We start from the raw sequence: 17625 nt of genomic DNA, 5'->3' as shown, positions 1-17625 counted from the left end.
GGGCACTCCCGATCCGATCGGGAGTGCCGGACAGCGGCGGGCTCCCGTGGTGACCTTGTCGAGCACGCCGGCCCAGCTGCCGCACGACATCGACGATTTCGCCGGGCGGGTCGAGCAGGTCGAGGCCGCGACCCGCCAGCTGGTGCACCGCGAGCGCGGTGACAGCGCACTGCGGGGGCTGTCGGTTTCGGGTATGCCCGGCGTCGGGAAGACCGCTTTCGCCATCCATCTCGCGCAGCGGGTCCGGGCGCAGTTCCCGGACGGCCAGTTCTTCACGAACCTGCGTCCGGCGGGCGGGGCGCCGCGTGATCCGGCCGACGTCCTCCGGCATTTCCTGCGCTCCGCCGGATTCACGGACGATCAGCTCCCCGCCGACCTCGAGCGGCTCGCCACGCACTTCCGGACATGGACCTCCTCGCGCCGGGCACTCGTCGTGCTCGACGACGCCGTGTCTCCCGCGCAGGTGCAGTCGCTCCTGCCCGCGGGCCCGGAGTGCGCCGCGGTGATCACCTCCCGTTCCGGGATGCCGGGGCTGGCCGGTGTGCGGACCGTGGAACTCGACCCGCTCACCGACACGGAAGGACTGCAGATGCTCGTCGCGGTCCTCGGGGCCGATCGGGTCGCGGCCGAACAACTGCACGCGCTGCCCTTGGTGGAGCTGTGCGGGCATCTGCCACTGGCGATCCGGTGCGTCGCGGCCCGGCTACAGGCAGCGAACCACTGGCCGCTGCGGAACATGCTGCTGCACCTGGTGCGCAGCAAGCGGCGTCTCGATCTGCTCAGTTTCAGCGGCATCGACGTCCGGCGGCGGTTCGCGAGCAGCTACGAAATGCTGGAAGCCGACGCGCAGCTCATGTTCCGGTCTCTCGCGAAACTCAAGAGCGGGCTGTTCAGCGCCCGGGAGGCCGCCGAGTTGTTCGGCTGCGAGCCCGAGGTCGCGGAAATGCTGCTGGTGCGTCTTGTCGGGGAGGGGCTGCTGCGGATCTTCCAGCCACCCGGCGACACCGAGGTCGGATTCCGGTTGCACCCGCTGCTGCGGCTGTACGCCAAGGAACTGTGGCCGAACGTGACCGTGGCGACGATCCACACGTTCGCGGAGCGTCCGGCGGCGGCCGATCTGGCCTGACCCCTGGCACCGGGGGGGCGGGCGGGGGGCGGGGCGGCGCCCCCCCCCCCCCCCCGCGGGGGGGGGCCCGCCCCCCCCCCCCCGCGGGCGCGGGGGGGGCGCCGGGGGGGGGGGCGGCGGGGCGCCCCCCCCCCCCCCCCCCCCGCCCGCCCGCCCCCCCCCCCCCCCCGCGCGGCGTGTTTCAGCGCCGGCCTGCGGCCACCGGGAGCGCGAGGGGATCCGCGCGGGCGACGGTGAGCTGACCGGCCGTTCTGCGGACCACCGGACGCAGCCGGTAGCGATGCGTGTCCAGCAAGGGGGCCTCCGCCGTCGCTTCGGCGAGCTGGAACTCGACCAGGTGCTCGAGCATGGTTTCGGCGTGGAACTCGTCGACACCGAGCAGCGCGGCGGCCTCGGCGGCCGAGACCCACTCGGTGTGGTGATGCGCCATGGCCTGGACCGCGGCCTGTGCCGACGGGGGCAGGAGCCGGCAACTGCGGCGTACCCCGTTGACCAGGTGGAGGTCGGTGGTGTCGAAGGCGGTGCTGTCGAGCCGTCTTCGCAACCAGTTCAGGAGCCGGGCCAGTGTCCAGTGCGGGTGGTTCTGCAACTGGTCCGCCGCGGCGCGCAGCACACCGGGCAGGCCGTCGCAGAGACGCAGCAGATCACGCGCGGCCGCCGGAGCGATGCGCACCCGGTTCGCGCCTGCCGTGCGCAGGAGCAGTCGCAGGCTGTCCTGCGTACTGAGCGGGCGCAGCTCGATCGTCGTGGTGCTCGTCGGCAGCGCGAGCCTGCGACGGCCGGAGAGCATCACGCCGCAGGCGCTGCCCGACGGCAGCAGCGCCAGCACGTCTCGTGCGTCGGTCACGTCGTCGAGCACCACCAGGACCCGGCGCCGTGCCGTCCAGCTGCGGAACAGCTGACATCGCTCCTCCAGCGTGCCGGGCACCTTGGCGGGAGGAATCCCGGCCGCCCGGAGGAAACCGGCGAGCACCTCGGCGGTGTCGACGACCTGGTCGTCGGCGTCCACGAGTTCGGCGTAGAGCTGTCCGTCCGGGAAGAGGTCGCGGACCCGGTGCCCGACGGTGACGCAGAAGGCGGACTTGCCGATGTCCGGAGGGCCGACCACGACGACCATGGCGGGTGCGCCGTTTTCGCCGCCCAGTGTGCGTACGGCCTGCTCGATCTCGTCGTCGCGCCCGCTGAGGGGAAGACCGACACGGGGCAGCTGGCACGGTGGTTCGGCGAGCCCCGCGACCCGCACCGTACCCGGGGCCGCGGCGTCGAGTCCGGGGTCCGCCGCCAGGATCTGTTCGTGCAGCCGTCGCAGCGCGGCGGACGGGTCCAATCCCAGCTCGTCCGCCAGTGCCGACCGGGCGTGCTGGTAGGTCTGGAGTGCTTCCGATCGCCTGCCGGTGCGATACAACGCCAGCATCAGCTTGGCCTGGAGCGCTTCGTTCGTCGGCTGCTGGGCGACCAGGGAGGTCAGCTCGCCGACGAGTTCCCGGTGCCTGCCCAGTATCAGGTCCGCGTCGATCCGCCGGTCCAGTGCGTTCGCCCGGATTTCGTCGAGCCGGGCGATCGACGCCTTGAGCACGGTGCCGGGGGTGACGTCGGCCAGCGCGGGGCCACGCCACAGGTCGAGCGCCGCCCGCAGGGTGTCGGCGGCCTCCAGGATGTCGCCGGATTCCCAGAGTTTCTTGCCGTGCGTGGCGAGCTTTTCGAATTCGTCGGCGTCGAGGGTGCCTGCTCCCAGCTCCAGCAGGTACCCGTTCGGTGTCGTCCGGAGACACGGTTCGGTCGTCCGGATTCCGTGCCGTCTCCCCTGCGGCACGGCGATCCGGAGCAGCTTGCGCAGCTGGTAGATGTAGGTCTGCAGGGTCGTGATCACGCTGGCGGGTGGCGATTCCTCCCAGATCTCGTCGATGAGCTGCTCGTTCGACACGGAGTAGCCGGCATGCAGGCTCAACATGCTGAGCACCAGCCGGAGTTTGGGCGCGGTGGGTGTCACGTCGGTGCCGTCGCGTATGACTTCGAACGGTCCCAGTACGCTGATGTGCACGCTCGGTAACGCTCCTTCCAGCATTTGTGTGCCGGGGGATCGAAATGGCGCCCGGCAGGTCCCCATTGGTGAATGACCGGCAGGATCGCGGGCTTGCCCGTTTCCCCGGCGGCGCGCCATCCGCCGTCGAGGAACGTGCTGCATCGTGGTGTTTCCCCAGCCCCCAGGCCGATCACCTTGCGGCCGACCATGCTGGCCGCACCTTGATCACGCCTGGAAGAACCCTGGAAAAAGCCTTGAACGCGGCTCGAAGGGGCAACTGTTCACCCGGATGTACCAAGATGCCGTGTCCGGATGGCGGCCTCGTGGGAATTGTGTGTCGATTTCACGTTTTGCTATCGTGTCGGGGTGCGAGGGCGGGTGATAATCGTCGGCTGTGATGTTGCCGGATTGGCCGTCGCACTATTTCTCAAACGCGCGGGATACGAGCCGATCGTCTACGACCGCGGCCGTGATCCTCGTCAGGTGCCCGCGGGACTGGTCGCGCTCACCCCGAACGGGCTGGAGGTGCTCCGGACGCTCGGCCTCGCGGCCGCGGTCCGGGTGCTCGGCCAGGCCAGCCGCCGGATCGTCCTCCACGGTCAGTCCGGGGAGCGGCTCGGCGAGGTGGCGGGCGACTCGTTGCTGGTGGGCAGGCGCGATCTGCTCGGCGTGCTGCGCAGCGCGGCCTGCCGCGCCGACGTGCCGATGGAATTCGGTGTTTCGTTCACCGGTGCGGAATCCCGCCATCATGACGTACTCGTCCATTTCGCGGGGCGCCCGGTCACCGCGGCGCACCTGCTCCTCGGGTGTGACGGCAGGTGGTCGGACGTGCGGGCGCTGGTCGACCGGGATGCCGCGCCGCCGCGGTTCAGCGGGGTCATGGGCTGCTCGGGATTCGCCCGCCTGCCGGGGCTGGATCACGCGGACGGGCAGTTGCACGTGACCTTCGGGCAGTACGGGTGCTTCGTCTACCAGGTGCTCACGAACGGGGACGTTTTCTGGTACCAGACCGCCGCGGCGCCGGACCCCGACAGCCGGCACCGGCCGAGCGCCGTCTGGCGGGCCAGGCTGGCGGAACTGCACGCCGGGGACCCCGCGCCGATCGCGGATCTCGTGCGGGCGACCGAGTGGATCGACCGGAACGCGATCTACACGACGCCGTCGTTGCGGAGCTGGCATCGCGGGCGGATCTGCCTGGTGGGCTTCGCCGCGCACGGGACGGGCGAGTACTCGGCGCACGGCGTGTCGATGGAGCTGGAGGACGCGATCACGCTGGCCGATTCCCTGCGCCGCAACGATTCCGTTCCCGAAGCGTTCTCCGGCTATCACCGGATCCGGCATCCGAGGGCGGGCCGGGTGCTGGGGCAGGCGGTGGGCGCGGGCCTGGCCATCGCCCCGCTGGACCAGCTGGGGCAACTGGTCCGCCGCATCCGGTTGCCCGCCGTCGTCGGCGCCGCGGTCGCCGAAACGGCGCGGACCTACCGGCACCGGATCTCCTGGGACGCCTGTCCCTGACGGGCCGCCGGGCGTGCCGGAGGCTTCGACCGCGCTTCGAGCCAGACCCCACGTCCCGCACCCATGATCGCCGGGTGCTGGGCACGGTCACTCGGAGAATGGAGATCCTGCGGTGGATCAGGGGTTGGCGAACAAACGAGTGCTGGTCACCGGCGGCACCAAGGGAATCGGACGCGCCGTCACACTGGCGTTCGCCCGTGCCGGCGCGGCGACGATCGTCGGCTACCGCGCCGACGAAGACGCGGCGAAGCGTCTCGCTGCCGAACTCGACGAAGCCGGCGGCCGGTACACGCTCGTGCGGAGCGATGTGACCAGCGCCGAGGGCGCCGCCACCTTGGCGAAGGCGGTGGCCGGCGAGTTCGGACAGCTCGACGTCCTGGTCAACAACGTCGGGGTCGACGGCCCGACGCCGTTCGGGGAACTCGGCTTCGGCGAATGGCAGCGCGTGCTCGACCACAATGTCACCACCACCTACCTCGTGACCCACGCGGTGCGTGAGCTTCTCGCGAACGGCGCGTCCGTGGTCAACGTGGGTTCCTCCGTGGCACTGCGGGGCCGCGCGGCCGGGGTGCACTACGGCGCTTCGAAGGCGGCGCTCATCGGGCTGACCCGGTCGCTGTGCAAGGAACTGGGGGAGCGGCAGGTGCGGGTGAACGTCGTGGCGCCCGGCCTGACCGAGACCGAACCCGGGGCGGGCCTGCCACCGCAGGCGGTGGAACGGATCGTCGGGATGACGGCGCTGGGCCGGATCTGCCAGCCGGAGGACGTCGCGGGCGCGGTGCTGTTCCTGGCGGGCGACACCTCGCGGTACGTCTCCGGAGCGGTTCTCAACGTGGACGGAGGAGTCTGATGGCATTCGCGGCGATCACCTACCGGGTCAAGCCGGGGAACGAAGAGGAAATAGCCCGGATATTCGCGGGATTCCAGCGGGTCGACACCCCCGAATTCCGGGACGAGGACGGAAACCGGGCGGGTAAACTGCTGGGTACCGCGGTCTTCGTCAAAGACGACGTCATGGTGCGCGTCATTCACTACGAAGGTGATTTCTCCGCCATCGCGCGGCATATGGCGGCCCAGCGCGGGGTGCACCTGATCGAAGAGAAGCTGCGGCCGTTCCTCGCCGAGGACAGGGACACGAGCACCGAACGCGGATTCGGGGAGTACTTCCGGAACGCCACCATGCGCTGTGTCTCGCAGCTTTCCGTCGAAACACACAACGTGGGGCGGTAGGTCCGATGACCGACAGAGCGGAAACAGCGGGCGAAACCAAGGTCGCCGTGGTGGGGCTCGGCGGGATGGGGTCGGGGATCGCCCACTCCATCCTGCGCGCGGGGTTCCCCGTCACGGTCTTCAACCGCACTCCCGGCAAGGCCGACGAACTGGTCGGCGCCGGTGCGGTGCGGGCGGGGTCGGCGGCGGAGGCCGGGGCGGATGCCGACGTCGTCGTGCTGAGCCTCGCCGGGGAACCGAGCGTCGACGAAGTCCTTTTCGGACACATGTCTTCGCGGATCCGGCCCGGTACGACGATCATCGACACCACGACGGTTTCGCCCGCCTACGCGCGAAGCGTCACACTCCGCCTCGCCGCCGCGGGAATCCCGCGGGTGGAGGCGTGCGTGATCGGCAACCCGAAGATGGCGAAGGCGGGCGAGCTCCGCGTCTACACGGCAGGCGAGAAGTCCCATGTGGACGGTGTCGGAGACTTGCTGGCCGCCTTCGGCAAGGAAATCCGTTACCTCGGCGAAGCGGGCGCGGCGAGTGTGCTCAAGCTCTCGTTCAACCTGCTCCTCGGGATCCAGACCGCGGGACTGGCGGAGGCGGTGGTCTTCGCGGAGAAGGCGGGGCTCGGCAGGCAGCAGTTCCTGTCCGTCCTGGAGAACAGCGCCTGGCGGTCTCCCGTGCTGAACTTTCGCGCGGAGCTGATGCGGGACGGGGCGTACCGGCCCGCGGCCTTCCGCTCCGCGCTGATGCACAAGGATCTCCTGCTGGCGCGCGAGGAGGCGGAAGCGCACCGGGTCGGTCTCGGCATGGTGGAGGCGGCCGCCGACGTCTTCGGCAAGGCGCTGGAGAGCGGCCGGGGCGACGAGGACGCGGCCGTGGTGGTCGAGCTGGTGGGACAGCCACGGCGGGAACCGGGCCCGGTGCTGGGCCCGTCGCGGTGACCAGCGGGAGCCGCAATGGTCGTCTCGATCTTCGAGGTGAGTGCGCTCGTCGGCAGCGGCGTGACGGCGGGAGTGCTGTTCGCGGTGGCGCTCAGTGTGCTGCCCGCGCTGTTCGCCATGCCCGCCGACCGGTACGTGTACACCCACCAGCTGCTCGGCCGGAACTGGGACCCGACGATGCCCGTCGTCGTGCTCACCTCGTTCGCCCTCGACGTGCTGCTCGCCGTCCTCGGGGACGGCTCGTCCCGCTTGCTGTTCGTGCTGGGCGCGGTGCTGCTGCTCGGCGTTTCGGTGGTTTCGCATTTCTGCAACGTGCCCCTCAACCGAGGGGTGAAGAAGCTGGACCCGGAGCGGGTTCCGGCGGACTGGGTCGATCCCCGGCCGGTGTGGCGCCGGTGGCACCTGCTGCGCACCGGGCTCGCCATCGCCGCGCTCGTGCTGAACGCCGTGGCCGTGGGATGACCCGCCGCGCCCGGACCGGGGAAACGGAGGCGGAAGATGTCCTTTGAAGCAAGCCCGCCTGGCGAGCTCGATCCCCGGATCGTGCGAGCGCAGTCGGTGTACACGAAACGTGTTCTCGCGATCTACGACCTGCTCGTGCTCGGTGTCTTCTGTTCGTTCGTCTGGCGCTGCCCGCCACGGCTGATGCGGTCGCTCTACGACCGTTCGGTCGGCGAAAAGCACCTGGAGCTGGGGCCCGGCACCGGGTACTTCGTCGATCGCTGCCGGTTCCCGGTGCCCCGCCCGGAGATCACGCTGCTCGACCTGCACGAGGAATGCCTGCGTGCTTCCCGGGAACGGATCGCCAGGTACGCGCCGGAATCGGTGGTGGCCAACCTGCTCGAGCCGTTGCCGTTGCCCGGAAAACACTACGACTCCGCGGCGCTGAACCTGGTGTTCCACACCATCCCCGGTGGCTGGGCCGCCAAGGGAGTGGTCTTCGAGCACGTGGCCGCCTGCCTGAAGCCCGGGGGCGTTCTGTTCGGCAGCACGGTGCTGGCCAGGCAGGTCCCGATGAACCGGGTGACCCGGTATCTGATGCGGGAGCAGCATCGCCGCGGCAACTTCCAGAACCAGCCCGACGACGTCGACGGCCTCCGCGAGCAGCTGGCCAAGCACTTCCCGAGCTTCAAGCTCGCGGTGCACGGCTGTGTGGCGGTCTTCGAGGCCACCGCGCCGTGATGAACGCGAAGCCGGGAAGCCGGGCGGTGGTGGTGGGCGGCGGCATCGGCGGGCTCGCCGCGGCGGTGGGATTGCGGCGGGCGGGCTGGGACGTGCTCGTCCTGGAGCGCTCGCCCGAGTTGCGCGAACTCGGTCTCGGGGTGTCGTTGATGTCGAACGCGACGCGCTGCCTCGACGAACTCGGCGTCGGCACGCGGATCCGGGCGATGGCGGCGACCATGGCCCCGGGTGGCGAGGGGGTGCGGACACCACGTGGCCGCAGGCTGACCCCGCCCGCCGACCCCGATTTCGTGCGTGCGAACGGGTTGCGGGCCAGCATCGTGCTGCGGCCCCAGCTGCTGCGGGTGCTGGCCGGTGCCCTGGCGCCCGGCGCGATCCGTACCGGCGCGGAGGTCGTCGACGTCGTCACGGAAGGCGGGCGCGCTCTCGTCAAATACCTGAGGACGGCCGGCGCGGAGGAGGTTCCCGCGGACCTGGTCGTGGCGGCGGACGGGGTCAACAGCACCGTTCGCCGCCTGCTGTGGCCGACCGCGCCCGCTCCTGTCTACAGTGGACACAGCGTGTGGCGCGGTATCACCACCGGGACCTTCGCCGAACCGGGCGGGAACACCTGGGGGCGGGGGCGGCAGTTCGGCCGGATGCCGCTGGCCGACGGCAGGGTGTACTGGTACGCGGTGGCGAACACGCCGTGCGGTGCGCACGAGGCCGACGAACACGCGGCGGTGGTGCGGCGGTTCGGTTCCTGGCACGATCCCATTCCCGCGCTGCTCGCAAGCACGGAAGCGCATACGGTGCTGCACCACGATGTCCACGAGTTCCCGAGTCCACTGAGGACGTTCGTGCGGGGGAATGTGGTCCTGCTCGGCGACGCCGCCCATGCGATGACCTCGGACATGGGGCAGGGTGCCTGCCAGGCGCTGGAGGACGCCGTCGTGCTGAGCGCGATGGTCGCCGCCGAGCCGGAGCTCGGGGCCGCGCTGGCGGCCTACGACCGGCAGCGGCTGCCGCGGACGTCGATGATCATCGAGGCTTCGCGGAACATGGGGCAGTTGACGTTGCTCGAACGCCGGAGCGCGGTCCTGGCCCGCAATCTCTCGGTGCGGCGGATACTCCCGTCGGAGGCCCAGCGCAGGCTGGCGGAGGTCGGCGGCTGGATCCCGCCGCGCCTGGATCCGGTCGTATCCTGACCGGTGTCCTGCGCTGACGAGCGGTGGCTCTCTCGCTTCGGCGAAGGGGGCCACCGTTTCATGTGTACGTTTCAGAGATGAACGCACGGCCGTCCGCGGTCCTGACGGGAATCCTCGTCAGGACCGCGGACGGTTTTTCGTTGTTCAGCGCCTGCCGGTCGCCTTCGCCAGCGCCGCGGTGAGCACCTCGGCCTGGCCGCGCGTCGCCCCGTGTGCCCGCCAGGCCACGAAGCCGTCCGGACGCACCAGCACCGCCCCGTCCTCGCCGACGCCGTAGACCTTCGGCCAGGACCGGTCCACCGGCTTCAGCTCACCGTCGTCGGCGATGACATGCGTACGTACCGGGACGTCGAGGCGCTTCGCCGCCTCCACCGCCGCCCCGGTCCATCCGTTGTCGTCGGATCCGGTGAGCAGCACGAAATCCTTCCAGAACAGGTCGATCGTGGAGATGCGCTCACCCGCGCGGTCGAGCCACAGGTGCGGCGCGCGCGTGCCGGGCTGGCCGGTGAGCTCCAGCCGCGGGCTGAGGACGTCGGCGTCGGGCTCCGTGCCGCTGATCGCGTCCGAGAGGTACCGGTACCCGAGGGTGATGATGATGTCGTCGACCATCTTCTCCCGGGTGGCGGCATCGGCGTGCCCGTGCCGGATGCGGTTGCGGATCATCGCCTGTTCCGCCATCGCCTCGCCGACCCGGCGCCGCTCGGCGTCGTAGCTGTCGAGCAGCGCGTCCCCGGCCGTGCCCCGCAGGACCGCGGCGAGTTTCCAGGCGAGGTTGTGCGCGTCGTGGATACCGGTGTTGGCACCGAATCCGCCCGCCGGGGGATGGACGTGCGCCGCGTCGCCGGCGAGGAAGACCCGCCGTACGCGGAAGGTCTCGGCGACCAGCTGGGCTCCCTCCCACGGCACCTTGGCGACGACCTCCACCTCGAGGTCGGCCTTGCCCGCCGCGGCCCTGACGATCTCGACGCAGCGTTCGTCGGTGAAATCGGCTGGGCTTTCGCCCTTGGCAGGCTCGTAGAGCGGCGCGGCCAGCCAGGGATCCCTGCCGTGGAGCCGGGACAGGCCCATGAGCGTGCCCGGCGCCGCCGTCGCGTAGCAGAGGATGAACTTGCGTCCTTTGAGGACTGTTTCGAGCTCCGGCGCGCGGAAGTAGATGCTCAGGGCGTTGAAGACCGTGCCCCGGCCGGCGCGGGCCACGCCGAGCGCCTCGCGCGTCCGGCTGCCGGCGCCGTCGGCGCCGACGAGGTAGTCGGCCCGCACCGTCAGCCGTTCGCCGGTCACCTTGTCCTCGACGATCGCGGTGACGTGGTGGGTGTCCTGGATGAACGAGACCAGCCGGTGGTTGAACCGGACGTCGCAGCCGTTCTCCCTGGCGAGCTCGACGAGGACCTTTTCGTAGCGGTCCTGGCCGCAGCCCATGACGCGCTCGGGGCTGATCAGCGGCCCGTCGAGCGACGGCGCCTCGAGCACGACGGCGTCGTCGATCCCGGAGAAGGTCTCGACCTGCAGGATGCCGCCTTCGAAATACGGGTGCGAGTCACCCATCTCCAGCGCGCGGATGGCGTGGTGGATCCCGGCCGAGCGGAACAGTTCCATGGTGCGGGCTTGAAGCCCTGGGGCACGCGGGAGCACGGAGGTGCCGTCCCGTTTCTCGACGAGCAGGGTCTTGACGCCGTGGCGTCCGAGGAACAGTGCGGTGGCGAGGCCGACCGGCCCCGCCCCCACGATCAGTACCGGTACCTTCGTGTCAAACATTCCTGTCTCCGTTCGGCCTTCTTGATCAGTCCACATGCGACACCCGGGGCACCGAAATCTGGCTGACACAGCGCAGCAGGCTCCGGCGGAAGGTGGCGACGAACCCCTCGACGGTCCCGGTGTCCCGGGGCTTGCTGAGATAGGGCGCGAGTTTGCGCTCGACCTCGCGGACGCCGGGCTGCGTGGCCATGTGCCGGGCGACCGCGTCGAGATCGCCCTCGTACTCGATGAACCGGACCAGCAGGTCGTCCCGGATGAACACGCCGGTGGCGAGAATGCGGGTCGCCACCTCGGCGTCGCCGGTCGGCACGGCGGCCGAACCGACCCGGCGGAAGCCGCCGAAGATCTCGGCGACGTCGTCCTCGTGGCCGGGCTTGATGTCATAGGTGATCGCGGCGAGCGGCATGGACGCTCCTCCCCTTCATCGCTGGCGGTGCTCCCGCGGATCGTGTCCGGCGGGGCTCGGAACGTGCTGGGGGCGAACTCGGGGCGGCATCCGTGTCGCGCCGCTGGAGCTTGGTTCGAGTGACGCACCAGCGCCGGTCGGCAGCCTGGGGCTCCAGCGACGTTTCCCAGGAGGTCACCCGTGCATCGAACGCTGATCGTGGCGAAGCTGAAGACCGATCGGCCGGAGCGCATCGCCGAAACCTTCGGTGCGTCGGACGAAACGGATCTGCCGCACCTGGTCGGGGTGCGGCGGCGGACTTTGTTCACGTTCCACGATCTGTATTTCCATCTCGTCGAAGCGGACGAGGACATTTCGGCGAATCTCTACCGCGCCCGCAGCCATCCGCTGTACCAGGACATCAACACGCGGCTGGCCGAACTCGTTTCGCCGTACGACCCGAACTGGAAGGAACCGAAGGACGCGATGGCCGCGCCCTTCTACGTCTGGACCGCCGAGGACGGGCGGGTCCGATGAGCGCGAACTGGGAGCGGCTCCGGGTCGACTCCGCGACGGTGGCGCCGAACCGGCGCCGGGGCGGGGATCTGCGCGTGACCTTGAGCCCGAAGACGGTGGAGGCGACATCGGGTTTCGGCGGGGTGCTTTCGCTCGAGCCCGGCGAATTCGTCACCGAGCACTATCACCCGTACTCCGAGGAGTTCCTGCACGTGGTCTCCGGTGCCCTGGAGATGACCATGGACGGGACACCGGTGCGACTGGCCGCGGGCCAGTCGCTGCTGGTGCCCATCGGCGTCCGCCACCGGCTGCGCAACGTCGGCACGGTCCGGGCCGAGGCCGTGTTCCACTTGTCACCGCTGGCGCCCCGGCCCGATCTCGGCCATGTCGACACCGAGGAAGCGATCCGGCCTGCCGAGCCGCATCCCCGTGTCCAGGAGCCGAGGTGACCAGGCGGGCCGCGATCACCGGCATCGGCGTGGTGGCGCCCGGCGGGGTGGGGCGCGAGGCGTTCTGGGACCTGCTGGCCGAGGGGCGCACGGCGACCCGGCGCATCACGTTGTTCGATCCCGCCGCCTTCCGGTCCCGGATCGCGGCCGAGGTGGACTTCGACCCGGTGGCGGCCGGGCTTTCGCCCCAGCAGATCCGGCGCATGGACCGGGCGGCGCAGTTCGCCGTCGTCTGCACGCGCGAAGCCGTCCGGGACAGCGGTTGCGAACTGGCCGCGCGCGACCCCGGCCGGATCGCCGTGAGCATCGGCAGCGCCGTCGGCTGCACCATGGGCCTGGAGGAGGAGTACACCGTGCTCTCCGACGCCGGGCGGCGCTGGCTGGTCGACCACACCTACGGCGTTCCGCACCTCTACGGCTACATGGTGCCGAGCACGATCGCGGTCGAGGTGGCGCACGAGGTCGAGGCCGAGGGGCCGGCGGCGCTGATCTCGACCGGCTGTACGTCCGGCCTGGACGCCATCGGCCACGGCGTCGCGCTCATCGAGGAGGGCACAGCGGACGTGGTGATCGCGGGCGCCACCGACGCGCCCCTGTCGCCCATCACGTCCGCTTGCTTCGACGCGATCAGGGCGACCTCGCCGAACAACGACGATCCGGCGCACGCGTCCAGGCCCTTCGACGCCGGCCGCGACGGTTTCGTGCTCGGCGAGGGCGCCGCGGTGCTGGTCCTCGAAGACTCCGCCGCGGCACGGGCGCGTGGCGCGCGGATCTACGCCGAGGTGATCGGGTTCGGCAACCGCAGCAATGCTTTCCACATGACCGGTCTCAAACCGGACGGACGGGAGATGGCCGAGGCGATCCGGGTGGCGATGCGGCAGGCGCGGATCGATCCGGGCGACGTGGACTACGTCAACGCGCACGGGTCGGGCACGAAACAGAACGACCGGCACGAGACCGCGGCGTTCAAACGCAGCCTCGGCGACCGCGCCTACGAGGTGCCGGTGAGCTCGATCAAGTCGATGATCGGCCACTCGCTCGGCGCGATCGGGTCGATCGAGGTCGCGGCCTGCGCGCTGGCACTGGAACGGCAGGTCGTGCCGCCCACGGCGAATCTCGAGAACCGCGATCCCGAGTGCGACCTGGACTACGTGCCGCGGGTGGCGCGGGAGCACCGGATGGACGTGGTGCTCAGCGTGGGCAGCGGCTTCGGCGGATTCCAGACCGCCGCGTTGCTCGGCAGACCACGGTAACCGCGTCCGGTCCGATCGATTCGTCGCAGCGGCAAGGAGGTAACTGGTGAGCTTTCGGAGCACGGCCGGTACGGCGGTGGTGACCGGGATCGGGGTCGTCGCCCCGACCGGTATCGGCGTCGAAACGCATTGGCAGGCGGTGCTGGCTGGCAAGTCGGGGATCGGCCGGATCGACCGGTTCGACCCGTCGGGGTACCCGGTGCGCTTCGCGGGCCAGGTACCGGGATTCGATCCCGCGGCCCAGGTCCCCGCCCGGCTGGTGCCGCAGACCGATCTCTGGACGCAGTTCGCTTTCGTGGCCACCGACCTGGCGCTCGCGGACGCCGGGGTCCGGCCCGCGGACCTCCCGGAGTACGAGATGGCGGTCGTGACGGCCAGCTCGTCCGGTGGCACCGAATTCGGCCAGCACGAGATGGAACGGCTCTACCGGCAGGGCCCCGGCTGGGTGGGCGCCTATCAGTCGATCGCGTGGTTCTACGCCGCGACCACGGGGCAGGTCGCGATCCGGCACGGTATGCGCGGGCCGTGCGGAGTGCTCTGCTGCGAGCAGGCGGGCGGGCTCGACGCGCTGGGCCAGGCCCGCCGGCTGGTCAAGACCGGGTCGCGGCTGGTCGTCACCGGCGGGACCGACGCGTCGTTGTGTCCCTACGGCCTGACCGCGCAGCTGTCGACCGGGTTGCTGTCCACCGCGCCGGACCCGACCACCGCGTACCGGCCGTTCGACGCCGCGGCGTCGGGCTATCTCCCCGGGGAGGGCGGCGCGATCCTGATCGTGGAGGACGCGGCGAAGATCGGCGGCAGGCGGCCCTACGGCGAGATCGCCGGGTACGCGGGCGGCTTCGACCCGCCCCCTGGCTCGCCCCGGCCGCGGGCCCTGCGGGGGACCGTGGAGCGGGCGCTGGCCGACGCCGGTGTCGCACCGTCCGAAGTGGACGTCGTGTTCGCCGACGCCGCGGGTGTGCCGGAGGAGGATCTGGCCGAGGCCGGTGCGATCACGGCGGTGTTCGGCGCGCGGGGTGTTCCGGTCACCACCACGAAGAGCCTCACCGGGCGGCTCTACGGCGGCGGGGCGGCGCTGGACGTGGCCACCGCGCTGCTGTGCCTGCGTGACCAGGTCATCCCGGTGGCGGCCGGGGTCGACACGCCCGCCGCGGGATGCGAGCTCGACCTGGTGCTGCACCGGCCGCGCGAACGCTTCCTGCGCACCGCGCTGGTACTGGCGCGCGGCCACGGCGGGTTCACCGCCGCCGTCGTGCTCCGCGAATCGGGAACGCAACGGAAATGAGGTCCGGAAAATGGCAGGGCACACCGACAACGAGATAGTCATCGAAGCGCCGATGGATCTGGTCTGGGACATGACCAACGACATCGGCTCGTGGACGAAGCTGTTCAGCGAGTATTCCGAGTCGACAGTGCTCGGCGAGCGGGACGGGACGATCGTGTTCCGGCTTGCCCTGCACCCCGACGAGAACGGCAAGGTGTGGAGCTGGGTTTCGGCGCGGACCCCGGACGCGGCGACGCGGACGGTGCGCTCCCAGCGCATCGAGACCGGCTCGTTCAAGTACATGTGGATCTTCTGGGAGTACCTCGAGGTCGAGGGCGGGGTCCGGATGCGCTGGGTGCAGGACTTCGAGATGAAACCGCAGGCACCGGTCGGCGACGAAGCCATGCGTGAACGGCTCGACCGCAACACGCCGGTGCAGATGCGGCTGATCAAGGACCGGATCGAGCGGGTGGCCCGTGGGGCGGGAGTGCCGGGCTGAGCCGCCCGGACGAAAGGAGAGGCCTGTGTACGCCGTCCTGCTGCCGCTGGTCCTGTTGGCCAACGGCCTTTCGGCCGGGGTGCTCGTCGGTACCCAGCTCGGCGGCTGGCCGTTGCTGGCCCGGCTGCCCCCCGAGGAATACGTGCGGGCACACGCCTTCTTCGCCACGCGGTTCGATCCGTTCATGCCGGTCTGCCTCGTCCTCACGGTGCTGGGCGACGGGGTGCTCGCGGTGGCCGCCGCGGTGCGCCGCGACTACGTCAGCACGGCGCTGTTCGGCGGGGCGGCGGTGCTGGCGCTGTGCACCATCGTCATCTCCCTCACCAAGAACGTCCCGGTGAACCGCTGGGTGTCCACATTGGACCCACAGCGGCTGCCGCCGGACTTCTCCGCGCGGGACCCGCGCCGGCACTGGGGCCCGTGGAACCGGGCCCGCTTCCGGCTCAGCACGCTGGCCCTCGCGGCCAACTGCTTCGCACTCGGCCTGCTGCTGTGAACACCGGCCGGGTGGCTCCTTCGGTCTGTCCGGCTACACCAACGTGAAGAGGAGCGCGACCATGAATCTGGGACTGGACGGGAAAAAGGCACTGGTGACCGGGGGTGCCCGCGGGGTGGGCCGGGGCATCGTGCTGGCACTGGCGCGTGCCGGTGCCGACGTGATCACCTGCTGCCGTCAGGACAGCGAGGCGGCCAGGTCGCTCGAGCGCGAGCTGGCGGAGATCGGCGGAAAGCACCACGTCCTGCGGAAGGACCTCGTCGAGCCGGAGCAGATCGCTTCGCTCTTCGACGAGATCCGTGTCCACTTCGGTGAACTGGACCTCGTGGTGAACAACGCGGGCGCCATCAGCCACGTGCCCTACGAGAAGCTCACCCTGGCGGAATGGCACCGGATCGTCGACACGAACCTCACCGCGGCCTTCCTGGTGACGCAGCACGCGATACCGCTGCTCGGCTCTTCGGGTTCGGTGGTGAGCATCGGCTCCAAGTCGGCCGAGGTGGGCATTCCGCTGCGGGCGCACTACACGGCGACGAAGGCCGCGCTGGTCGGTCTCACCCGGTCGCTGGCCAAGGAGTACGGCTCCACCGGGCTGCGGTTCAACGTGCTGGCGCTCGGGGTGATCGCGACCGAGGCACTGGACGCCATGCCCGCCGAACAGCGCGAGGCGATGATCGAGCGCTACGCGGCCAAGACCGCGCTCGGCAGGCTCGGCACCCCGGCGGAGGTCGCCGACGCGGTGCTGTGGCTCGCCAGCGACCTGTCGCGGTACGTCACCGGGGCGACCATCCACGTCGACGGGGGGATCTCCTGATGACGGGCGATGCCGTGTTCCGGGTCATGCTCACCATGAAGATCATCGAGGGGAAGGAAGCGGAGTTCGAGCGCACCTGGACGGAGATCGGCGATTCGGTCACCTCGCACCCCGCGAACCTCGGCCAGTGGCTTTGCCGCGGTGACGAGAAGGGCGTGTACTACATCATGAGCGACTGGGTGAGCGAGGCCCGGTTCCGCGAGTTCGAGACCAGCGACCGGCATCTGAGCCATCGCACCAAACTGCATCCCTACCGCTCCGGCGGCGCGATGGCCACGATGACGGTGGTGGCGCGTCTCGAGGGCACGGCCGAGTATCCGACGCACGAGGCGTGGGAGAAGGCCGATGTCTGAGGAGGTCCGCGTCCTGCTCTACCACCGGACCGAGGACGCGGACGGGGTCCTGGCCGCCTACCATGCCACGAGCAGCCGGCTGGCAGGCGTGGATGGCTTGTACGCCAACGAGTTCCTCCACTCCGTGCACGATCCGGCCGGGTTCGTCGTGGTGAGTTCCTGGCGGAGCCTCGACGCTTTTGTCGAATGGGAGCAGGGCGCTTCGCATCGGTCGAGCACGGCGCCGCTCCGCCCTTATCGGGACGCGGGGATGAGCCGGCCCTTCGGAGTGTACCGGGTACTGGCGGCGCACTGAGATGCCCGGCCATTTCGAGCGGGAGAGCGGGGAAGCGGTGCCGGAGGGTTCGTCCGGCACCGCGCGGAGGAAACCCGCGGGCCTCGCTTTCCTCGCCGCGCTGGCGGTACTCGGCTCGGCCATGAGCGGCTGGCCGCTGGCCCGCGTCGTGCTGGAAGGCCTGGCAGGCCGGGAGTCACGGCCTGATAGTCCACAAAGGACGTATACGGGAGAATGAGTGTGGGGGGGGGCCCCCCCGGGGGGGGGGCCCCCCCCCGGGGCGCCCCCCCCCCCCCCGGGGGGGGGGGGGTTTAAAAAAAAACAACCCCCCCCCCAAGGGGCGGGCTGGGGGGGGGGGGGGGGGGGGGTTTG

21 protein-coding genes are annotated in these 17625 nt (G+C 70.5%); 18 read left to right on the top strand and 3 right to left on the bottom strand.

Going from position 1 to position 17625, the window contains the following annotated elements; genetic code table 11:
* The coding region (locus tag ACFWX1_RS11180) for an NB-ARC domain-containing protein (protein WP_378386189.1) at positions 1 to 1126 on the top strand (1126 nt) is incomplete at its 5' end.
* 181 nt (positions 1127 to 1307) lie between these two features.
* Here ACFWX1_RS11180 and ACFWX1_RS11175 read toward each other — a convergent pair.
* Entirely contained in the window at positions 1308 to 3167 is a 1860-nt protein-coding gene (locus tag ACFWX1_RS11175; RefSeq protein WP_378386187.1) for a BTAD domain-containing putative transcriptional regulator, read from the bottom strand.
* Positions 3168 to 3461: 294 nt separating this feature from the next.
* On the opposite strand from ACFWX1_RS11175, the gene ACFWX1_RS11170 reads away from it, so the two are divergent.
* The 7 genes from ACFWX1_RS11170 to ACFWX1_RS11140 all read left to right on the top strand — a co-directional run bounded on the left by ACFWX1_RS11170 (position 3462) and on the right by ACFWX1_RS11140 (position 9195).
* A complete protein-coding gene (locus ACFWX1_RS11170) occupies positions 3462 to 4664 on the top strand; it encodes an FAD-dependent monooxygenase (RefSeq protein ID WP_378386185.1) in 1203 nt (400 codons plus the stop codon).
* A 112-nt stretch (positions 4665 to 4776) separates the two neighbouring features.
* On the top strand, positions 4777 to 5514 hold the full coding sequence (locus tag ACFWX1_RS11165; protein WP_378386183.1) for an SDR family NAD(P)-dependent oxidoreductase: 738 nt from the start codon (positions 4777 to 4779) through the stop codon (positions 5512 to 5514).
* Positions 5514 to 5894, top strand: coding sequence for a SchA/CurD-like domain-containing protein (locus ACFWX1_RS11160; protein ID WP_378386182.1), 381 nt, complete (start codon positions 5514 to 5516; stop codon positions 5892 to 5894). The genes ACFWX1_RS11165 and ACFWX1_RS11160 overlap by 1 nt, the downstream gene beginning before the upstream one ends.
* 5 nt (positions 5895 to 5899) lie before the next feature.
* A complete protein-coding gene (locus tag ACFWX1_RS11155; protein ID WP_378386180.1) occupies positions 5900 to 6826 on the top strand; it encodes an NAD(P)-dependent oxidoreductase in 927 nt (308 codons plus the stop codon).
* Between the two features lie 15 nt (positions 6827 to 6841).
* Positions 6842 to 7288 carry a DUF1772 domain-containing protein gene (locus ACFWX1_RS11150; protein ID WP_378386178.1) on the top strand — a complete coding sequence of 149 codons (447 nt, stop codon included), beginning with the start codon at positions 6842 to 6844 and terminating at the stop codon, positions 7286 to 7288.
* 36 nt (positions 7289 to 7324) lie between these two features.
* Positions 7325 to 8008 (top strand): class I SAM-dependent methyltransferase, encoded by a 684-nt coding sequence (locus tag ACFWX1_RS11145; RefSeq protein WP_378386176.1) that lies wholly within the window; start codon positions 7325 to 7327, stop codon positions 8006 to 8008.
* A complete protein-coding gene (locus tag ACFWX1_RS11140; protein WP_378386174.1) occupies positions 8008 to 9195 on the top strand; it encodes an FAD-dependent monooxygenase in 1188 nt (395 codons plus the stop codon). Before ACFWX1_RS11145 ends, ACFWX1_RS11140 begins: the two co-directional genes overlap by 1 nt.
* 144 nt (positions 9196 to 9339) lie before the next feature.
* Here the strand turns inward: ACFWX1_RS11140 and ACFWX1_RS11135 are convergent, their stop codons facing one another.
* Positions 9340 to 10950, bottom strand: a complete 1611-nt coding sequence (locus ACFWX1_RS11135) for an FAD-dependent monooxygenase (RefSeq protein WP_378386172.1) — start codon at positions 10948 to 10950, stop codon at positions 9340 to 9342.
* 25 nt (positions 10951 to 10975) lie between these two features.
* The gene (locus ACFWX1_RS11130; protein ID WP_378386170.1) at positions 10976 to 11356 is read right to left on the bottom strand and encodes a SchA/CurD-like domain-containing protein; all 381 of its coding nucleotides are present in this window, start codon (positions 11354 to 11356) and stop codon (positions 10976 to 10978) included.
* 180 nt (positions 11357 to 11536) lie between these two features.
* Here ACFWX1_RS11130 and ACFWX1_RS11125 point away from each other — a divergent pair, with 180 nt between their 5' ends.
* The 10 genes from ACFWX1_RS11125 to ACFWX1_RS11080 all read left to right on the top strand — a co-directional run bounded on the left by ACFWX1_RS11125 (position 11537) and on the right by ACFWX1_RS11080 (position 17491).
* Positions 11537 to 11872 (top strand): TcmI family type II polyketide cyclase, encoded by a 336-nt coding sequence (locus tag ACFWX1_RS11125; RefSeq protein WP_378386169.1) that lies wholly within the window; start codon positions 11537 to 11539, stop codon positions 11870 to 11872.
* Entirely contained in the window at positions 11869 to 12300 is a 432-nt protein-coding gene (locus tag ACFWX1_RS11120) for a cupin domain-containing protein (RefSeq protein WP_378386167.1), read from the top strand. Before ACFWX1_RS11125 ends, ACFWX1_RS11120 begins: the two co-directional genes overlap by 4 nt.
* Complete coding sequence (locus ACFWX1_RS11115; RefSeq protein WP_378386165.1) at positions 12297 to 13553, top strand: beta-ketoacyl-[acyl-carrier-protein] synthase family protein; 1257 nt, start codon at positions 12297 to 12299, stop codon at positions 13551 to 13553. Before ACFWX1_RS11120 ends, ACFWX1_RS11115 begins: the two co-directional genes overlap by 4 nt.
* A 46-nt stretch (positions 13554 to 13599) precedes the next feature.
* Positions 13600 to 14838, top strand: a complete 1239-nt coding sequence (locus ACFWX1_RS11110) for a ketosynthase chain-length factor (protein ID WP_378386163.1) — start codon at positions 13600 to 13602, stop codon at positions 14836 to 14838.
* Between the two features lie 10 nt (positions 14839 to 14848).
* The gene (locus ACFWX1_RS11105; protein ID WP_378386161.1) at positions 14849 to 15316 is read left to right on the top strand and encodes an SRPBCC family protein; all 468 of its coding nucleotides are present in this window, start codon (positions 14849 to 14851) and stop codon (positions 15314 to 15316) included.
* Between the two features lie 25 nt (positions 15317 to 15341).
* Complete coding sequence (locus tag ACFWX1_RS11100; protein WP_378386159.1) at positions 15342 to 15812, top strand: anthrone oxygenase family protein; 471 nt, start codon at positions 15342 to 15344, stop codon at positions 15810 to 15812.
* A gap of 61 nt (positions 15813 to 15873) precedes the next feature.
* A complete protein-coding gene (locus tag ACFWX1_RS11095) occupies positions 15874 to 16626 on the top strand; it encodes an SDR family NAD(P)-dependent oxidoreductase (RefSeq protein WP_378386158.1) in 753 nt (250 codons plus the stop codon).
* A complete protein-coding gene (locus tag ACFWX1_RS11090; protein WP_378386156.1) occupies positions 16626 to 16979 on the top strand; it encodes an antibiotic biosynthesis monooxygenase family protein in 354 nt (117 codons plus the stop codon). Before ACFWX1_RS11095 ends, ACFWX1_RS11090 begins: the two co-directional genes overlap by 1 nt.
* The gene (locus tag ACFWX1_RS11085; protein ID WP_378386154.1) at positions 16972 to 17274 is read left to right on the top strand and encodes an antibiotic biosynthesis monooxygenase family protein; all 303 of its coding nucleotides are present in this window, start codon (positions 16972 to 16974) and stop codon (positions 17272 to 17274) included. The genes ACFWX1_RS11090 and ACFWX1_RS11085 overlap by 8 nt, the downstream gene beginning before the upstream one ends.
* A 1-nt stretch (position 17275) precedes the next feature.
* On the top strand, positions 17276 to 17491 hold the full coding sequence (locus tag ACFWX1_RS11080; protein ID WP_378386152.1) for a hypothetical protein: 216 nt from the start codon (positions 17276 to 17278) through the stop codon (positions 17489 to 17491).
* Positions 17492 to 17625: the final 134 nt, after the last annotated feature.

The organism is Amycolatopsis sp. NPDC059021 (assembly GCF_042739895.1).
GTDB lineage: Bacteria > Actinomycetota > Actinomycetes > Mycobacteriales > Pseudonocardiaceae > Amycolatopsis.
Note: the sequence above shows the minus strand (reverse complement) of the source record. Positions and strands in the feature narration are given on the sequence as shown.

Excerpts from the sequence above, each read along its gene's own strand:
- ACFWX1_RS11085 (WP_378386154.1), top strand. The coding sequence starts at position 16,972 with ATGTCTGAGGAGGTCCGCGTCCTGCTCTACCACCGGACCGAGGACGCG.
- ACFWX1_RS11095 (WP_378386158.1), top strand. The coding sequence starts at position 15,874 with ATGAATCTGGGACTGGACGGGAAAAAGGCACTGGTGACCGGGGGTGCC.
- ACFWX1_RS11145 (WP_378386176.1), top strand. The coding sequence starts at position 7,325 with ATGTCCTTTGAAGCAAGCCCGCCTGGCGAGCTCGATCCCCGGATCGTG.
- ACFWX1_RS11080 (WP_378386152.1), top strand. The coding sequence starts at position 17,276 with ATGCCCGGCCATTTCGAGCGGGAGAGCGGGGAAGCGGTGCCGGAGGGT.
- ACFWX1_RS11155 (WP_378386180.1), top strand. The coding sequence starts at position 5,900 with ATGACCGACAGAGCGGAAACAGCGGGCGAAACCAAGGTCGCCGTGGTG.
- ACFWX1_RS11160 (WP_378386182.1), top strand. The coding sequence starts at position 5,514 with ATGGCATTCGCGGCGATCACCTACCGGGTCAAGCCGGGGAACGAAGAG.
- ACFWX1_RS11135 (WP_378386172.1), bottom strand. The coding sequence starts at position 10,950 with ATGTTTGACACGAAGGTACCGGTACTGATCGTGGGGGCGGGGCCGGTC.
- ACFWX1_RS11170 (WP_378386185.1), top strand. The coding sequence starts at position 3,462 with ATGGCGGCCTCGTGGGAATTGTGTGTCGATTTCACGTTTTGCTATCGT.
- ACFWX1_RS11150 (WP_378386178.1), top strand. The coding sequence starts at position 6,842 with ATGGTCGTCTCGATCTTCGAGGTGAGTGCGCTCGTCGGCAGCGGCGTG.
- ACFWX1_RS11130 (WP_378386170.1), bottom strand. The coding sequence starts at position 11,356 with ATGCCGCTCGCCGCGATCACCTATGACATCAAGCCCGGCCACGAGGAC.
- ACFWX1_RS11140 (WP_378386174.1), top strand. The coding sequence starts at position 8,008 with ATGAACGCGAAGCCGGGAAGCCGGGCGGTGGTGGTGGGCGGCGGCATC.
- ACFWX1_RS11090 (WP_378386156.1), top strand. The coding sequence starts at position 16,626 with ATGACGGGCGATGCCGTGTTCCGGGTCATGCTCACCATGAAGATCATC.
- ACFWX1_RS11105 (WP_378386161.1), top strand. The coding sequence starts at position 14,849 with ATGGCAGGGCACACCGACAACGAGATAGTCATCGAAGCGCCGATGGAT.
- ACFWX1_RS11120 (WP_378386167.1), top strand. The coding sequence starts at position 11,869 with ATGAGCGCGAACTGGGAGCGGCTCCGGGTCGACTCCGCGACGGTGGCG.